The 19,781-nt window shown below is 41.4% G+C and carries 9 protein-coding genes; all 9 read left to right on the top strand.

What is annotated here, in order from left to right:
* A partial coding sequence (locus tag AB5935_RS20625) for an AAA family ATPase (protein WP_368327541.1) occupies positions 1-1,441 on the top strand: 1,441 nt, incomplete at its 5' end.
* On the top strand, positions 1,431-1,997 hold the full coding sequence (locus tag AB5935_RS20620; protein ID WP_007838017.1) for a hypothetical protein: 567 nt from the start codon (positions 1,431-1,433) through the stop codon (positions 1,995-1,997). The genes AB5935_RS20625 and AB5935_RS20620, both read left to right, overlap by 11 nt.
* Before the next feature lie 118 nt (positions 1,998-2,115).
* Positions 2,116-3,714: an aspartate:alanine exchanger family transporter gene (locus AB5935_RS20615; RefSeq protein ID WP_005843762.1), complete on the top strand. Its 1,599-nt coding sequence runs from the start codon at positions 2,116-2,118 to the stop codon at positions 3,712-3,714.
* Between the two features lie 266 nt (positions 3,715-3,980).
* On the top strand, positions 3,981-7,100 hold the full coding sequence (locus tag AB5935_RS20610; RefSeq protein ID WP_032933784.1) for a SusC/RagA family TonB-linked outer membrane protein: 3,120 nt from the start codon (positions 3,981-3,983) through the stop codon (positions 7,098-7,100).
* A 21-nt stretch (positions 7,101-7,121) separates the two neighbouring features.
* On the top strand, positions 7,122-8,567 hold the full coding sequence (locus AB5935_RS20605) for a RagB/SusD family nutrient uptake outer membrane protein (protein ID WP_007838021.1): 1,446 nt from the start codon (positions 7,122-7,124) through the stop codon (positions 8,565-8,567).
* Positions 8,568-8,778: 211 nt separating this feature from the next.
* A complete protein-coding gene (locus AB5935_RS20600; protein ID WP_007838022.1) occupies positions 8,779-11,853 on the top strand; it encodes a SusC/RagA family TonB-linked outer membrane protein in 3,075 nt (1,024 codons plus the stop codon).
* A 25-nt stretch (positions 11,854-11,878) separates the two neighbouring features.
* The gene (locus AB5935_RS20595) at positions 11,879-13,378 is read left to right on the top strand and encodes a RagB/SusD family nutrient uptake outer membrane protein (protein WP_007838023.1); all 1,500 of its coding nucleotides are present in this window, start codon (positions 11,879-11,881) and stop codon (positions 13,376-13,378) included.
* A 129-nt stretch (positions 13,379-13,507) separates the two neighbouring features.
* Positions 13,508-16,699 carry a glycoside hydrolase family 2 TIM barrel-domain containing protein gene (locus tag AB5935_RS20590; RefSeq protein ID WP_007852566.1) on the top strand — a complete coding sequence of 1,064 codons (3,192 nt, stop codon included), beginning with the start codon at positions 13,508-13,510 and terminating at the stop codon, positions 16,697-16,699.
* Between the two features lie 85 nt (positions 16,700-16,784).
* Positions 16,785-19,625, top strand: a complete 2,841-nt coding sequence (locus AB5935_RS20585) for a glycoside hydrolase family 2 protein (protein WP_038609198.1) — start codon at positions 16,785-16,787, stop codon at positions 19,623-19,625.
* Positions 19,626-19,781: the final 156 nt, after the last annotated feature.

Raw genomic sequence — 19,781 nt, 5'->3', positions numbered from 1 at the left:
CTGCAAATTCAGTAATGAGAGGACGTGTAAACGCAATAAGGACGTTCAAGGGCTTAGTTGCGGATTTGAGGTTTATCTTTGTTCTCTTAAAAAGTTTGAATTCGTCAGAACAGAGTTTATGCCAAAATTTATAATAGATAAGATCGGTCCGATAGAGCATGTTGATTTTACTTTGAATAAAGTGAACATGCTGATTGGTCCGCAAAGCAGTGGGAAAAGTACAATAGCTAAGGTTATCAGTTTCTGTCTATGGTTGGAAAAGGATGTGCTGATGCGTCGTAACACTGATTATGTAAGTTGGAGCTTTGTGGAAAAACAGTTGCTAGAGTTTCATAAATTGAAAAACTATCTGAATGAAGGATATGCTATATTCTTTGTGGGTGATGCTATTGATTTTTGTTATACAAAAGATATGTGCTTCGCTAAATTAAAAGACGGGTTTGAAAGGTGCAAAATTGGCAAAGTCGCTTATATACCCGCTGAAAGAAATGCTGTTACGTTACCCAATATTGCGTCATTGAAGATGCCTGAATATAATACAAGAAGCTTTATTTTTGACTGGTTGGAAGTTCATCAAAAGTTCCAAAAGAAAAATGCTGTCGATTTGCTGAAACTGAAATTGAAGTATTATTATGACGAATCATCCCAAAAGGATATGATTGTGCTGGAAGATGGAAAAGAAATAGGATTGGAGGAGGCTTCCAGCGGGTTGCAGTCGGTTGTGCCGTTGTATGTTTATGTATATTATTTAACCCATTGGATATATGATCATCAGGAAGATATTTCTTTTGAAAAGAAAGACAGAATAGAAGGGGCATTGTCCAGGGAGTATATTAAAATGTTTTCCAAACAAATGAATGTTGTTATGGATGAGGAATTCTTGAATCAGGCAGTAAAAGAAGCAAAGCTTTCTCCAGGGTTCAAAAAGATATTAGGAACAGCAAAGACCTTGAAAAAAGCGGGTAATGATTCTTTGGATAATTTGTTGGAAACCGTTTTGGAACTTGAAGAGAATATTTCTCATCCTCATTACTCCAACATTATAGTGGAAGAGCCGGAGTTGAATTTGTTTCCCGAAACTCAAAAAGATCTTATCTATGATCTGTTGGAGATGATCAATAGCGGACGGGATCATTTACTGATGACTACCCACAGCCCTTATCTGCTTTATGCACTGAATAATTGCATGCTGGGGGCTTTGGTACAAGAAAATATACCGGAAGAAGAGGAGGGATTACAAAAGATGAAGGATTCGTTTGTCAAGCCGGAGGATGTTTCTGTATGGGAGATTAAAAATGGAAAATTTTTTCCTTATAAAGAGAATCCGAACTATACTATTCAAGATGAAAGAGGATTGATTCGCAATAACTATTTTGATCGGATAATGAAGAATATCATGACAGACTTTGCTGCCTTAATGGATTATTGTGATGAGGATTGAAGCTTTTACAAGATATAATGAGATGACAGGTGACGCCTATGTCATGGATTATACACAAGCGACAGCCGGTAAACGGAAAGTATGTATAAAGGAAGAAGATCCTGATGATATAGCTTCTTTTCATTTGATTAATCCAAGAAAAACGACTTATTGGGCAGTGAATTTTGAGGAGAATCCGGCTGTGTTGAAAGGTTCTGATCAGTGTGAATGTATGTTTGTTTCCAGTAGGGCAAGCAGTAAGGGATGGGTTTGCTTGGTTGAACTTAAATATTGTTTGGAAAAGAACATAGAGAGGAATGCAGGAGATGCTTTTAAACAATTGTATGAAACATTGAACAAATTGGTGGAATTGAATATTGTAGATTATAAATCACATCGGATTTACTTAAATATATCTATACCTGAACATTCCCATAGGGCACCGTTTACTGCTTTTCAGAATACCCAAGATGATTTGTTGGAATGTTTATATACTCATAAGGTTAAAGTATTGGGATATAATGAAGTTCTGATATTAAATGAATGTTTTATCAGACCACCGAAAGAGGAGATCTGAAATCTATATGTATCATTAAATGGGCGATCTGAAAATATAAAATGGAATCATAAGGGGAAGGTTTCAGCATTTGGCATTTTTTACTATCTTTGTGCTCTGAAACTAACCTCTTAAAAATATGTTAATTGATTTACTGCATTCTTCTTATTTCTCGCTCTTTCTTATTGTAGCGTTGGGTTTTATGCTAGGGAGGATTAAGATAAAGGGCTTGTCGCTGGATGTGTCGGCCGTTATCTTCATTGCCTTGCTTTTCGGACATTTCGGTGTGATCATTCCTAAAGAATTGGGGAACTTCGGTTTGGTGCTCTTTATCTTTACCATCGGTATTCAGGCCGGTCCCGGATTTTTTGATTCTTTCAGGAGTAAAGGAAAGACACTGATTCTTATTACTATGCTTATTATTTGCTCTGCCTGTCTGACGGCGGTAGGACTGAAGTATGCTTTCGACATTGATACGCCCAGTGTGGTGGGATTGATAGCAGGGGCATTGACCAGTACGCCTGGTCTGGCGGTAGCTATAGACAGTACAAATTCACCGTTGGCTTCCATTGCATACGGTATTGCTTACCCGTTTGGAGTGATAGGGGTGATTTTGTTTGTGAAGCTGTTACCCAAGATTATGCGGGTGGATCTGGATAAAGAAGCGCGCAGGTTGGAACTGGAACGGCGCAGCGGTTTTCCGGAACTGACAACTTGCATTTTCAGAGTGACCAATCAAGCGGTATTCGGACGTACTTTGGCGCAAATAAATGCGCGTGCCATGACGGGAGCCGTTATTTCGCGGGTAAAGCATGAGGATTCTATATTGATGCCTAAAGCGAATACCATGTTGCTGGAAGGCGACTATGTGCAGGCGGTGGGAAGTGAGGAAGCGCTGAATCAGTTTGCCGTATTGGTTGGAGAACGGGAGGAAGGCGAATTGCCTCTGGACCAGACACAGGAGATTGAATCTTTATTGCTGACAAAGAAAGATATGATAAACAAGCAATTGGGAGATCTGAATTTACAACGTAACTTTGGTTGTACGGTAACCCGTATCCGTCGAAGCGGCATAGACTTGTCACCTTCTCCGGATTTGGCCTTGAAATTCGGTGATAAGTTGATGGTGGTCGGTGAACGGGAAGGACTCAGAGGCGTTGCTCGTTTGTTGGGGAATAATGCCAAACAGTTGTCTGATACTGATTTCTTCCCGATAGCTATGGGGATTGTATTAGGTGTATTGTTCGGTAAAATAAATATTTCATTTTCAGACAGCGTTTCATTTTCACCCGGATTGACCGGAGGAGTATTGATGGTGGCATTGTTGCTGAGTGCCGTGGGAAAGACAGGACCCATATTGTGGTCTATGTCCGGTCCTGCCAATCAGTTGTTACGTCAGTTGGGCTTATTGCTGTTTTTGGCTGAGGTCGGTACTTCTGCCGGTAAGAATCTGGTGGCTACTTTTCAGGAGAGCGGATTGTTATTGTTCGGAGTGGGGGCGGCCATTACTGTTGTGCCTATGCTGGTTGCTGTTGTGGTTGGCAGGTTGGTCTTTAAAATCAGTTTGTTGGATTTGCTGGGCACCATCACTGGTGGTATGACCAGTACGCCCGGTCTTGCGGCAGCCGATTCCATGGTAGATAGTAATATTCCGAGTGTTGCATACGCTACGGTGTATCCGATTGCAATGGTGTTCCTTATTTTGTTTATACAAGTGATCGCTTCGGCAGTTTATTGATATATCAAACAGCCGGGTGGGTATGTGCCAAAGGTAGTAAATACTTTTGGCACATTTTTTATTTGGATGAATGTTGTATTTTTATTTATCGATATGAGGAGAAAAAAATATTCATTTTGTTTCTTTTATAGATTTTAATTTATATATTTGTCACAACCTTAATATAATACGGAGAAAGATTAGGCTTATTCGGTGACAGAATGACGATTGGAATATGTATGAATAAGCTGAACTCATATATGGTATTTATAAATATACTCAATTTTATGAGGAATAAAGACACACACACTCGAATTACAGACAAATGCAGATGTTTGTTTGTAGTTGCCTATTCGGCAATGTCTATTACAGGATTGAGCTCCGTGCTCGCAGTGGAAAACCATGCACTATCTTCTCCGGTTTCAGATCGTGTGGAAAGCGTACAGCAGAAAAAACATGTTTCAGGTAATGTGCAGGATGCTAACGGAATGCCTTTAATCGGGGCGTCCGTAATTATCAAGGGAACCAATACCGGTATGATTACCGATATTGAAGGTAATTTCGCTCTTGATGCTAAACAGGGTGATATTATCGTAATCAGTTACATCGGTATGAAATCGGCGGAGGTGAAAGTGCCTGCTAACGGGCAAATAAGAGTGATGCTGAAGGAGGATTCTCAGTTGATGGATGAAGTGGTAGTGACTGGTTATGGTGATTTTAAGAAGGCTACTTATACGGGGTCTGCTTCTGTTTTGAATACGGATAAATTGGAGTCATTGCCTGTTGTGTCTGTAGCACAGATGATGGAGGCTAATATTCCGGGGTTAAGTTCAGTAGCCAGTTCTTCCCAGCCGGGTTCTAAAGCTACAGTGCGGGTGCGTGGAATTGCTTCTATGAATGCTTCTACAGAACCTCTTTATGTATTGGACGGTGTGCCGGTAGCGTCTAGGGATATGAGTGGTCTAAGTGCCAATGCCAGCGCGGGAGGACTTGGTTTGATCGAGACATTAAATCCTGCGGATATTGAAAGTATAACCGTATTGAAAGATGCCGCTTCTGCTTCATTATATGGAGCAAAAGGATCTAACGGTGTAATCCTTATTACTACTAAAAAAGGTAAGGAAGGTAAAATGAGAGTGAGTATGCAGGCTACTTACGGTATTACGGATATTGCTTACAATTATCGTCCGATAATGGGTGGTGAAGAGCGTAGGGAATTGATTTATGAGGGATTTGTTAATTATCGTTTGAATCAGGGGGACTCGGAAGCCGAGGCAAAGGCTTATGCGGATGGACAAATTGACAATTATGCGGCACGCCCGGTCAACGGATATGCTGATTGGGAAGATGCTTTATTGAAAAAAGGACATCAGCAAGACTATAGTTTGTCTGTAAGCGGAGGTAATGAAAAGTCGAATTTTATTGGTACGTTAGGATATACCAATCAGACAGGTATAAGCATAAATTCAGGAATGGAACGTTTTACCGGTCGTATTGATGCAAACAGTAAATGGAATAAATTTGAGTATGGAATGAATGCTACCTTTTCATGGACTCGTAATAAACATACGCCGGAGGGACAGTATTATGCCAGTGCGCTTTATTCTTCAAAATATCAATTGACCCCTTCTATACCTATTTATAATGAGGATGGCAGCTATCATACGGGTTTCCAGAATAATGGAGGCATTAACCCGCTGTATGAGAATTCTGTAGATTCAAATTATGCACGTCTGGCACGTACAATGGCATCTGCCAAGGCTGCCTATCATATCTTGGATGGGTTGAAGTTATCTACTATCTTTACAGTAGACTATTCTTTAAATAAAGACTTTTTCTTTTACTCGCCTGACGGTAAAGATGGGGAAGCTACACAGGGATCCGGACAGATGATGATGATTGAGAGAATGAGTTATACTTCACAAACGAATCTGGCATATAATAAAACGTTTGGTAAACATAACATTAATGCGGTCTTAGCGTATGAGGTTATGAAGTACGATTATGAGGATATGTATGGTGAGAAACAGGTTTACGGGCAAACACTTAATCCGTCGTTGGATAATGGTGCCAAACCTGCTGATCTTACTAATACAAGGCAGGAAGATGCTATGGTGTCGTATGTGGGAAGCTTGAATTATGGATATAATGATAAATATTATGCAGGTCTCAGTTTCCGTCGTGATGGCTCTTCCCGATTGGCACCTGATACCCGTTGGGGAAACTTTTGGGCTGTTTCCGCTTCATGGAGACTCTCTCAGGAAAACTTCATGAAACCGTGGGAGAATGTTGTGTCGGATATGAAATTAAGAGCATCGTATGGTGTGAACGGTAATCTGCCGACCGGTTATTATGGTTATCATGGAACTTATACTACCGGAGCATTTTATAATGGGAAACCTGCTCCGTGGGAAGATGCTATTGCTAATCCTGATTTGACTTGGGAAAAGAACTATGCATTGAATCTGGGGGTTGATTTAAGTCTGTTCAGACGGGTTAATTTGACTTTCGATTGGTATACCAGAACGACTAAGGATTTATTGATGAGTAAGCAATTGAATTCTATTAGTGGTTTTGGCAGTATTCTTACGAATGTGGGTGAAATGAAAAATACCGGTTTTGAAATAGAAGTACGCTCAAGTAATATTCAAACCAAAGATTTTAGTTGGACAACTTCTTTAAACTTGTCACATAATAAAAATAAGATTGTAAAACTGGCGGATCTTCCGGAATTTATAGATGGAAATTATATCAGAAAGGAAGGCTGTTCGTATGCGACAATTTATTTGAGAGAATATGCCGGAGTGGATCCTAATGACGGACGCCCGATGTATTATGACAATAAAGAAGACGAAAATGGCAATAGAAGCAGGAATATTGTGTATGATCCCAATGATGCCGACCGTGTGGAGTTGAAAGATATATATCCTAAATTAACCGGTGGATTGATGAATACGTTTAATTATAAGTTTATTGATTTATCTTTTAATTTGTCGTTTCATTTAGGTGGATATTCTTACGATGGTGCCATGTATGCTTTGCAAGATGACGGCTATACGGCACAATACAATAAGAGTACAGAGTTACGCCGCCGTTGGAAACAGCCGGGAGATATAACAGATGTTCCCCGATATGTGTATGGACAAGAGTATGGTGGCTGGTGGAACTCATCACGTGGTATTCATAGTACAGATCATTTGCGCTTGAAAAGTTTGATTGTTGGCGTTTCTGCTCCTCAGTCTTGGTTAAGAACCATAGGTATTAATTCTGCCCGTATTTATTTTTCGGGTACCAACTTGTTGACATGGGCTGCATACGATCAATATGATCCGGAGTTGAATGGAATTGTAAGTTATTTTACTCCTCCTCTTAAAACATTCGCATTTGGACTTGAACTTAAATTCTAATCAATTAACACCGAACTGTTTATGAAAAAAAATATAATTATATTAGGCTTGATTTCTTTATTGGCCGTATCGTGCGGGGATGATTTTTTAACCACTCATCCTGGTGATAGCGTTTCTACGGATTTGGCACTGAGTACAGAGCAGGATATAGATAATGCTGTGAATGGATTGTATGATTTGATGTCCAGCTATGGCTATTATGGCGGAACCATGTTTTTTTATGGGGATATGAAAGGGGATGATATGCAGAGTTCTTATAATAGCGGAAGAACTTGTAACCGGTGTTATTTATATGATCATCGCTCTACAAGCTTAAATGCCGGATATTTATGGGGACGTCCTTTTTATATTATCCGTAATGCATGGAATGTGATCAATGCGATTGATGATGGAAAAGTGCAAGGTTCAGAGCAAAGATTAAAGGAATTAAAAGGTGAGGCGATGACTATCATGGCACTTTGCCAGTTTGACTTGACCCGTTGTTTCGGTTATCCTTATACTAAGGATAAAGGGGCCGGTTGGGGAGCTCCAATTGTAGATCATGCAATTACATTAGATGAAAATCCGCCACGCAGCACTGTAGCAAAGGATTATGAGTTCATAATCAATACATTGGAGGAGGCTATACCTTTAATGAGTACTTCTAAAAATAACAGCCGGATGAATGCGTATGCTGCAAGAGCATTGCTGTCTCGTATTTATCTGTATCATGATGATAACGAGAAGGCGTTTCAAATGGCAAGCAACTTGATTGAAGAAGTGGAAGGAAATGGAATGTACCGTCTTTATACACGTGATGAATATATTCCGGCATGGGATCTGAAAAATACGTTTGGTACGGAATCATTATTTGAAATTGCTAATAGTACAGATGATAATGGAGGACGAAGTTCATTGGCATATCTAATGCATTGGAATGGGTATCGTGAGATTTTTGCTACTCAGAAATTTGTGGATGAGTTATTGAGTGATCCGGATGATATTCGCTGTCTGTTGCTGGAAAAGAATGTTTATAATAAAAATGATGTATGGTGGTTGAAAAAATGGCCGGGAACAGATGCTACGACTCCATCTTTTGAAAATAATTATGTTATTTTCCGTTTGTCTGAAGTCTATTTGAATGCGGCGGAAGCCGGAGTGAAAATAGGTGGGGCATCTGCCGTAAAGGGTTTGAATTATCTGAATGCAATTGTGCAGCGTGCTAATCCTGTAAAAGAAGTAACGGCGGCTGAATATACATTGGATAGGGTGTTGGAAGAAAGAAGTAAAGAATTGATAGGTGAGGGGCATCGTTTCTTTGATATGTTGAGAAATGGAAAGACCATTGTTCGTAAGGGAGGATATCATTTACCGGGTATCGTGGAGGAAATAGACTGGGATTATTATAAATGTGTTTTACCGATTCCAACAGACCAGTTTACATTTAGTCCTGATATGGAGCAGAATCCGGGATATACTAAAAATTAATTTTAAATAATTATTAAATGAGAGGGTGTGGTATCACACCCTTTTTTTGTGTGGACAAATTCTACATTCATGTGGATTTATTCTACAGTTTTACAGATGTTCTGTTTGCTTATTTAGTTAATATACAGTGATTTGACGGGCGGTTATTGTTGTTGGCATATCTTTTGACCGGAACATGATAAATTATTATATAATTATATAAATATAAATCATGAATAAATCTAGGTATGTTTTTTTCATTTTGGCTTGTTTATTCGGTTTGTACGTGCAAGCTCAGAATAGAACAGTGAAAGGACGTGTTCTCTCAGCAGAGGATAAAGAACCATTAATTGGAGCTACTGTCAAAATACCCGGTACATCTATCGGTGTGGTGACAGATATAGATGGCAATTTCTCTCTGGAAGTTCCCAACAAAGACAAAACATTAGTGATTGAGTTTTTAGGTATGAGTACACTAACGGCGAAGATACCTGCCAATGGGGTACTGAATGTATCTTTACGTCCGGATACACAACGATTGGACGAGGTTGTGGTGACAGGCTATGGTAATTTTTCCAAATCCTCATTTACCGGTTCGGCAAATACATTACGGGGGGACTTGTTGAAGAACGTTCCGGTTGTATCGGTAGAACAGAAGTTGCAGGGTATGACTCCGGGTGTGTCCATTTCGGGAAATTCCGGTCAGCCGGGTGCTAATCAAAGTATACGTATTCGCGGTATGGGGTCATTCAATGCATCGAAAGAACCTTTGTTTGTCATTGACGGAGTACCGGTGACTTCCGGAAGCTTGAGTGGTGGCTCGGCAGATGCCGCTTACATGAATAATTCTAAAACGAATATAATGAGTACGCTGAACCCTTCGGATATTGAAAATATAACAGTCATAAAGGATGCGGCGGCGGCTTCTTTATATGGTTCACGTGCGGCAAACGGTGTGATTCTGATAACCACTAAAAAAGGTACAAAGGGACGTGCTAAGGCTACATTAAAAATTGATGGTGGCTTTTCTAATGCTGCTGTGGAATTCCGTCCAACGTTGAATGGGGAGCAGCGTAGAGAGCTAATTTATGAAGGTTTGATGAACTTTCAGCAAGATGAGATAGCCAAGAATCCGGAGGCGGGATTGGCGTCGCCCACAGAGTATGCTGATTTACATATCAATGATTATGCCTCCATTCCGGAACTGGGATATACTGACTGGAGAAAGGAATTAATGCGTACGGCACATCATCAAAGTTATGAAGCGTCCGTATCGGGAGGTAATGACAAGACTACGTTCTATTCTTCATTGGGTTTTAACCGTCAGGAGGGTTTGGTGGAAAATTCTAATCTAGATAGATATACAGCGCGTTTGAATGTAACCCAGAAGGTAGGTTCCCGTGGGGAAGTGGGTGCCAATGTGATGTTCTCTCAATTGAATCAGGAAATGAATGAGGAGCGTGGATCATCTATTAATCCTTTCCTTTGTGTGGCTTTGAACACCACTCCGTCTTTTCCGGTACGTGACGCTGAAGGGAATTATGTAGGGTCATATCCCAGTAGCAATGTGAATCCGTTGCGTGATATCCGTACAGATTATAACCGTACCCGCATGACACGTATGTTTTCTACAGGCTATGCTTCGATAGATATTATCAAAGGGTTGAAATTAAAAGAAACGCTTAGCTATGATTATAATATTCAGAAAGATTCCCGTTATTGGAATCCGTTGAGTGGAGCCGGAGCTAAAAGTGGTAGTGATGCACAGACGGCAAAGGGATTTATAGAATATAGTAAATTGATTTCTTCCACTTCATTGGGATACAATACGACTATAGCACAGTTGCACCATGTGGACGCATTGATAGCTTATGAAATTGAAAATTATCAGACTGACAAAGCAATGGGGGATAAATCCAAACTTCCTTCAGATTATTTGGTGGAACCGGATAATGCAGCATCATTGAACAGCTTTGTGTCTTCTACTCAGGATTCAAGAATGATTTCTTATGTATCCCGTATCAACTATGATTATGATGACCGTTACTATATTGCTGGTAGCTTTCGTCGTGACGGCAGTTCACGCCTGTCACCCGAGAACCGTTGGGGAAATTTTTGGTCTGTATCCGGTATGTGGAATGTAGGTGCGGAAAAATTTATGCAATCTATAAAGAGTGTGCTGAGTGATTTAAAGATACGTGCCTCGTATGGTGTGAATGGTAATCAACCGGGTGCTCTTTACGGATATATGGGACTTTATTCCTACGGGCAGAATTATATGGGAGGCGGTGGATCTTATGAATCGGCATTACCGAACCCGAACCTTAAATGGGAAAAGAACTATAACTTGAATTTGGGACTCGACCTGGCATTTATCAATCGTATTTTTGTCAGCTTGGAATATTATAATCGCGATACGAAAGATTTGCTTTACAATCGTCCTATCAGTAGCACTACCGGTTTCCAAAATTATTTGGGGAACTTGGGACAACTGAATAATAGAGGTTGGGAACTGGAACTGCGTACCATAAACTTTGCCGGTAGCAACTTTAATTGGACTTCTGTTTTGAATATGACCCACAATAAAAATAAGATTGTATCATTGGATGGTAAATTGGAACAGTCTATCGAGGGAAGCTGGTTTATCCATAAAGTGGGGTTGCCGTATTCTACCTTCTATGTGAAAGAATATGCGGGGGTTGATCCTCAAACAGGAAAAGCTTTGTACTATATGAATACACAGGATGCAAATGGCAATTATGACAAAACAGTTACTACTGACGCTTCTGCAGCACAGGCAATTCCTTATAAGTCTGTGGATCCGAAAATTTCAGGAGGTTTTACCAATATCGTGAATTACAAATGGTTTGATTTAGCATTGACATTGACTTATTCTTTAGGAGGATATTCTTTTGACAAAACCGGAACTTATAATGAAACCGACGGTGCAAAAGAGCAGAACTATAACTTGCCCATTTATGAATTGGATCGTTGGCAAAAGCCGGGTGATGTGACAGATGTACCCCGATTTGTACTTGGCCAAGCAGCAGGACCGCAGAATTCATCCCGTTATGTACATAGCACGGATCATTTACGTGTAAAGAACTTGACTTTGGGCTTTACATTGCCAGATCAGTGGTTGACCAAACTGGGTGTCAGTAAAGCAAGATTGTATTTCTCAGGCAGTAACTTGTTGACGTGGGCAAAGTGGGACCAGTATGATCCGGAAGTGCCTGTTTCCGGTGAAGTATTTTGTGAAACACCTCCTATGCGTACTTACAGTTTTGGAATAGAAGTCTCTTTTTAATGAATTTCCTTTAAATTAGAACGAAATGAAAAAAATATATTTATCGATTGTTGCGGCTGTATCATTGATGTTTGTTTCGTGTACTGCTGATTGGCTGAATACAGATCCTTCTACGGCAGTTCCTAGTGATGATGCCATTAAAAATATAGATGATGCACAGGTGGCATTGAATGGTATATACCGATTAGCATCCGCACATAGTTATTATGGTGATAATTATCTTTATTATGCTGATTGTCGTGGAGAAGATGTGCAGGCACGTATTAATAAAGGAGCAGGCCGCAGGGTTTCTCCTTACTATTTCTTTGATGTTACGGCGGATGATAATTTTAATATAACCCTTGTCTGGAACCAACCCTATAAAGTGATCCATCAGGCTAACAGTCTGATAGAAAAGTTGGATGCGGGGAATGCGGGGAATGCCAAGCCGGAAGAAGTGGCACGGATTAAATCGGAGGCACTGGCAATGAGAGGACTGGCTTTATTTGATCTGACCCGTTTATTTGGTATGCCTTATACTTTGGATAATGGGGCTTCTTTGGGAGTTCCTATTGAGATTCAGACCACCTTGGAGGATCATGCTCCGGAACGTAACACAGTGGCACAATGTTACGAACAAGTGCTAAAGGACTTGAACGATGCGTTGGGAGGACTGACAAAAGAAAAACATGATGCCTATATGAATTATTGGAGTGTGAAAGCTTTACTTTCCCGGGTGTATCTGTATATGAATGACAATGAAAATGCATTGAAATGTGCAGAAGAAGTAATCAATGACAATGGGGGAATTTACCGGCTTTTTACTCATGATGAATATCCTTCTGTATGGGGAAAAGACTTCAACTCAGAGTCTTTGTTTGAATTCTATTTTACGATGTCTGAACCTTCAGGCGGTTCGGGAGGAGAAGGGGCGCCGATGGTGTATGCCGATAATGTGAAAGATTGGAATAACCTGATTCTGACAAAGGCTTATTTGGATTTGCTGAATGAAGACCCTGAAGATGTGCGCCATGTATTTCCTCATTTGCCGGAAAATGCAGTTGCAGATACATTGCCTGTAGCTGCCAAAGGTCAACCGAAATATCTGATTAAATATCCGGGGAAATCGGGCAGTGTGACCGATGCTGTTTCTACAGTCAATCCACAGGATAATGATCTTTGTATTCTCCGTTTATCCGAGGTCTATTTGAATGCTGCGGAAGCTGCTTTTAAAATCGGCAATACGGAAAAAGCATTGACATATCTGAATGCGATAGTTACCCGTGCCAATCCAGCGAAATCCGTAACATCTGCTGATCTCAGCTTGGAGCGCATTTTGAAAGAAAGACGTAAAGAACTGGTAGGTGAAGGTCATGCTTTCTTTGATTATATGCGTAATGGCAAGTCAGTGGACCGTTCAGGAGGCTGGCATCTGACTATGCCTGAAGATGCTCGTGTCATTACTCCTTCAGACCCTAGGGTGGCACTTCCTATTCCACAAACTGAAATTGATGCTAATCCGAATATAGTTCAAAATCCTAGATAATTGTTTTGTCCATGTTAAGTTTGCCCTTCTTTTCGATGATGATATCGGAGAGAAGGGTTTTCTTTTTACAATTTATATGGTACAAAATCATATTTCGTCCGTCTTCATTTGAAAAGAAAGAGCAAAAATATGAGAATATATGGATTGTTACTGTGCGGATGGATGACGGTATCCTTACAGGCCCAACAAATACATGATTGGGAGAATCATCATGTATTACAGATTAATCGGGAACCGGCAAGGGCTGCTTTTGTGCCTTTTGCCAAGCAGAAGGGGGATTGTTCGATGAGTCTGGACGGGATGTGGAAATTCCGGTGGACTCCTGTGCCTTCCGAACGGATAGCGGATTTCTACCGTACGGACTTTAATGACGAGGATTGGAAAAGTTTTCCGGTTCCTGCCAATTGGGAAATCAACGGATACGGAACACCTATTTATGTATCGGCAGGATATCCGTTTAAAATAGATCCTCCACGGGTAATGGGGGAGCCTAAAGCTTCGTATACCACCTACAAGGAACGTAATCCGGTGGGACAATACCGGCGTACTTTTATTTTACCGGCTGGGTGGAAAGCGGATGGGCAGACTTTTCTTCGTTTTGAAGGAGTGATGAGCGCTTTTTATGTATGGATAAACGGTGAACGTATAGGGTATAGCCAGGGAAGTATGGAACCTAGTGAGTTCAATATCACCCGTTGGTTGAAACCGGGAGAGAACCAAATAGCTTTAGAGGTTTATCGGTATAGTGACGGATCTTATTTGGAAGATCAGGATTTTTGGCGTTTTGGAGGTATTCATCGCAGTATTCATTTGGTGCATACTCCAGATATCCGTATCCGTGACTATGTAGTGCGTACCCTCCCTGCTGTTCAGGGGAATTATCAAGATTTCAGACTGCTGATTGATCCGCAGTTCAGCGTTTATCAGGGAATGGACGGTAAAGGCTATACGTTGCAGGCAGTGCTGAAGGATGCGGATGGAAGAGAAATAGTGAATATGGTTGGCAATGTGGAAGATATCTTGGATTTGGAGCATAAGGCGGCACGGATGAATGAATGGTATCCGCAACGTGGTCCACGTAAGATGGGACGTATGTCCGCCGTTATAAAATCTCCACAACGTTGGACAGCCGAAACTCCTTATTTATATAAGTTGGAGCTTCGTTTACAGAATGTAAACGGACAGACCATAGAGCAAGTGGAACAGCCGGTAGGTTTTCGTTGTATTGAAATAAAAGACGGACAAATGTTGGTTAACGGTAATTCTGTCCGCTTTCGTGGGGTAAACCGTCATGAACACGATCCGTATACGGCACGCGTGATGAGTGAGGAGAGAATGTTGCAGGATATATTATTGATGAAACAAGCCAATGTGAATGCAGTCCGTACCAGTCACTATCCCAATGTGAGCCGTTGGTACGAACTGTGTGACAGCTTGGGACTGTATGTGATGGATGAGGCGGATATAGAAGAGCACGGATTGCGTGGAACATTGGCCAGTACACCCGATTGGTACGCCGCTTTTCTGGATCGTGCAGTACGTATGGCGGAACGCGATAAAAATCATCCTTCGGTAGTGATGTGGAGCATGGGAAATGAAAGTGGTTACGGACCTAATTTTGCTGCTATTTCGGCTTGGCTACATGATTTTGATCCTACACGTCCCGTACACTATGAAGGAGCTCAGGGAGTGAACGGAGAACCCGATCCGAAAACGGTGGATGTAATCAGCCGTTTCTATACCCGTGTGAAACAGGAGTATCTGAATCCCGGCATTCCCGAAGGGGAAGACAAGGAACGGGCGGAGAACGCACGTTGGGAACGCCTGTTGGAAATAGCGGAACGCACGAATGATAACCGTCCTGTGATGACCAGCGAATATGCACATTGCATGGGAAATGCTTTAGGTAATTTCAAGGAATATTGGGATGAGATTTATAGTAACTCACGTATGCTGGGCGGCTTTATATGGGACTGGGTGGATCAAGGTATTTATAAGATATTGCCGGATGGCCGCCAGATGGTGGCGTATGGCGGTGATTTTGGTGATCAGCCTAATTTAAAGGCTTTTTGTTTTAATGGTGTGGTGATGAGTGACCGCGAAACTACGCCCAAATATTGGGAGGTGAAGAAAGTATATGCCCCGGTTAAATTGGAAATGGAAAAAGATCTTCAGGTTTTTCCAAAAGAACAAGATCTTTTAGTAAAAGAACAAGATGTTTTGCCCAAAGGATTAAGAGTTACGAACCGCAATCACCACATTGGTCTGGAAGGATATCGCTGTCTGTGGACTTTGATAGAGAATGGGAAGAAGATGGAACAAGGGGAACTGGCGCTTCCATTGGTGGCACCCGGTGAAACGGGAACGATGGCTTTGCCCGATGTCAAGATTAATAAGCAGGCTGATGTTCGATTGAATGTAAGTATAGTATTGAAAGAAGATGCTTTATGGGCGAAAGCCGGGCATGAGATTTTAAAGGAACAGTTTGCCTTGAATGATCATTTGATGGCGGTGGCTAACGGTGTACAACCGGGTAAACGTAAAAATAAGTTTTCTGTTTTGGATTTATGGAAAGATAGTTATTTTCAGGCTTTCCGTGCTCCGACGGATAATGATAAAAGTTTCGGTAACTGGTTGGCCAAAGATTGGAAGAATCAGAGATTGGATGCTCCTCAAGTAGAGGTGATTACTCCCGAAACGGAAACTCAGGAAACGAATGGCACCGTATCGAGGAAATCGGTTGTGAAATATCGTTATGCCAAAGGTAGCATCCGTGTCTCTTCCCATTATAAAATATATGTGGATGGAACGGTGGATTTGGAACAGACTTATCTGCCACAAGGAGAATTGCCGGAATTGCCTCGTCTGGGTAGTGCATTTGTATTGGGAGAAGAATACGAGAATCTTTCCTGGTACGGTCGTGGCCCGTGGGAAAATTATCCCGACCGTAAGACGTCCTGTCTGATAGGCAGATGGAGCAGCAAGGTGAGCAGTCAATATACACATTACCCCCGTCCTCAGGACAGTGGCAATCACGAGGATGTCACAGAGGTGACCCTTACCAATAAAGAAGGGAAAGGTATCCGTGTGACAGCCATAGACCGGCCATTTTCATTTTCGGCCTTATATTATACTGTGGATGATATTTATAAAGCAACTCATGATTGTGACTTGAAACCACGAAAGGAGATTATTCTCAGCCTGGATGCTGCGGTTTTAGGTTTAGGAAACAGTAGTTGTGGTCCGGGAGTGCTGAAGAAGTATGCCATTGATAAGCAGAAACCTCATACTTTGCGGGTACGTTTCAGTCTTATTAAATGACATATGGCAAAAGGTGTGAATGAGCGACACATCTTTTCGGGAAGCAGTCGGAAAAATAGAATTAAATTAAAAATCAAATATCAAAATGAAAAGAACAACAACTTTTTTATCACTCCTTGCTTTATCGGCAGGTTTGTTGGCGCAATCTTCCGTAAAAACAGAATGCCAATACTTGTCAGGACGTGGCTGTGATGATATGGTACAATGGGATTTCATGTGTACCGGTGGTAATAATTCCGGAAAATGGACGAAAATCGGAGTACCTTCTTGTTGGGAGCTGCAAGGATTCGGTACTTATCAGTATGGCATGAAATTTTATGGTAAGGCTTTTCCTGAAGGAGTAGCTGATGAACAAGGTTTGTATAAATATGAATTTGAGTTGCCTGCCGAATGGAATGGTAAACAGATAGAGCTGGTATTTGAAGGCTCTATGACTGATACGCAGGTAAAGATAAATGGTCGTAAAGCTGGCTCCATGCATCAGGGAGCTTTTTACCGCTTTATTTATAATGTGAGTGACCGGGTATTCTTCGGATCGAAAAAAAAGAATGTACTTGAAGTAACTGTAAGCAAGGAAAGTGCGAATGCAGGGGTTAATTTGGCAGAACGCCGTGCTGATTATTGGAATTTTGGAGGTATTTTCCGTCCTGTGTTTATCGTGGCGAAACCAGCTCAAAATATCGATCGTCTGGCAATAGATGCGAAGGCGGATGGGAATTTCTATGCTGATTGTTTTCTGAATATGGCAGTAGAAGGTGCTAGGATACATACTGTCATAACAGATGTTAAAGGGAAAAAAGTGGCCGAAAATACTTCGGATGTCCGTACAGGTAGCGATCATGCTTCGATTAATTTCACTGTAAAATCTCCTGAATTATGGACAGCTGAAACTCCGACTATGTATCAGGCTACGTTTACTTTGCTTGATAAAGCCGGTAAAACCCTGCATGTTGAAAATCAGAAATTTGGTTTCCGTACGATTGAAACACGTGAAAGTGACGGATTGTATATCAATGGTCAGCGTGTGATGATTAAAGGAGTGAACCGGCATAGCTTCCGTCCTGAAAGCGGACGTACACTGAGCAAGGCAAAGAATATTGAAGATGTATTGCTTATCAAAAGCATGAACATGAATGCTGTTCGTCTAAGTCATTATCCTGCTGATCCCGAATTCTTTGAAGCTTGTGACTCTTTGGGACTTTATGTAATGGATGAATTGAGTGGCTGGCATGGCAAGCACGAAACTATCAACGGGCAGAAGCTGGTAAAAGAAATGATTACCCGTGATGTAAACCATCCGTGTATTATCTGGTGGAGCAATGGTAATGAAAAAGGCTGGAATACTGAATTGGATGGTGAATTTCATAAATATGATCCTCAGAAACGTCCGGTGCTTCATCCGCAAGGCAACTTCAGCGGATATGAAACTATGCACTATCGTTCTTATGGAGAAAGCCAGAACTATATGCGTCTGCCAGAAATATTTATGCCGACCGAATTCTTGCACGGGTTGTATGATGGGGGCCATGGAGCAGGATTGTATGATTATTGGGAAATGATGCGTAAACATCCTCGTTGTGCCGGAGGTTTTCTTTGGGTGCTGGCTGACGAGGGCGTGAAGCGTGTGGATATGAATGGATTCATTGACAACTGCGGCAATTATGGAGCTGATGGTATTGTAGGACCGCACCACGAAAAAGAGGGAAGTTATTTTACCATCAAGCAGGTGTGGTGTCCTATTCAAATCAGGGTTGATAGCCTTGACAGTCAGTTTGACGGCAAACTGAGAATAGAGAACCGGTACGATTTTTTGAATGCGAATACTTGCCGTTTCACCTATAAATATGTACAATTGCCTTCTGTGACCGATAGGGGGGGAATGAAAGTGATGAAACAGGGAGAGGTGAACTGTCCCGACATTCCTGCTCACGGTGTGGGTACACTGACTATTCCTGCGGCTATGAAGGGAGCCAATGCTCTACTGCTGACCGTTACGGATAAAAATGGGAATGACCTTTTTACATGGAGCTATAAACTGGAAGACATTGCCGGATTGCAACAGGTTTCTGCCGGAAACAAGCCTTCTTATAAAGAAACTGCCGATGCATTGACGGTTGATGCTGGAGGACGTACATTTACTTTCTCTCAGAAAGACGGACAACTGAAAGGGGTGAAGATTGGAAGCCGTACCATCAGCCTGACAAATGGACCTCGTTTTATTGCTGCGAAGCGTTCGGACCGTTCTATGGACCAGTTTTACAACCATGATGACAAAGAGGCTGAAAAGAAGAAAACCCAATATACAACATTTGAGGATGCCGGTTGTTTCACGGGCTTTAGCGTGCGTGAAGAAGGCAATAACGTAGTAGTTACCGCTAACTACAAACTGGGATGTTTTGATCAGGCTGTATGGACTATCTCCCCTGACGGTACCGCTGCTATAGACTTTACATACAACTTTAGTGGTGTTGTGGATTTGATGGGGGTGATGTTTGATTATCCGGAAGATAAAGTGTTGAGCAAGCGTTGGGTAGGTGACGGCCCTTACCGTGTATGGCAGAACCGTCTGCATGGCCCGCAGTTGGGCGTATGGGAAAATGAGTATAATGATCCCATTCCTGCTGAAAGCTTTACTTATCCCGAATTTAAAGGGTATTTCGCTAATGTGCAATGGATGACTTTGGAAACACAGGAAGGAATGATAAGTATTTGTAACCGTACTCCTCAGAATTATGTAGGGGTTTATCAGCCTCGCGACGGTCGTGACGGCTTGCTTTATACTTTTCCTGTTACCGGTATCAGTCTGATGAAAGTAATTCCTCCGGTTCGTAATAAAGTGAATACGACAGATTTGATAGGTCCGTCTTCACAAGCATTTTGGGCTGATGGAGAATATGGAGGAGGTATCACGTTAAAATTTGAATAACAGTGAAAAAATAGATTGTAAAGGGAAGAGAAACTTTGTTTATTCTTCCCTTTTCTTTTTTTATTTGACTTGAACTCTCTATATCCTTAATTCCGCAACACTATTATAAATTAAACTTTTTAAGTACCTGAGCAACAAAAAGTTGCTCAGGATTTT

Origin of the sequence: Phocaeicola sp. RTP21198st1_B8_RTP21198_201120 (assembly GCF_040929485.1) — a bacterium.
GTDB lineage: Bacteria > Bacteroidota > Bacteroidia > Bacteroidales > Bacteroidaceae > Phocaeicola > Phocaeicola dorei.
This window is presented reverse-complemented; position numbering and strand designations above follow the sequence as displayed.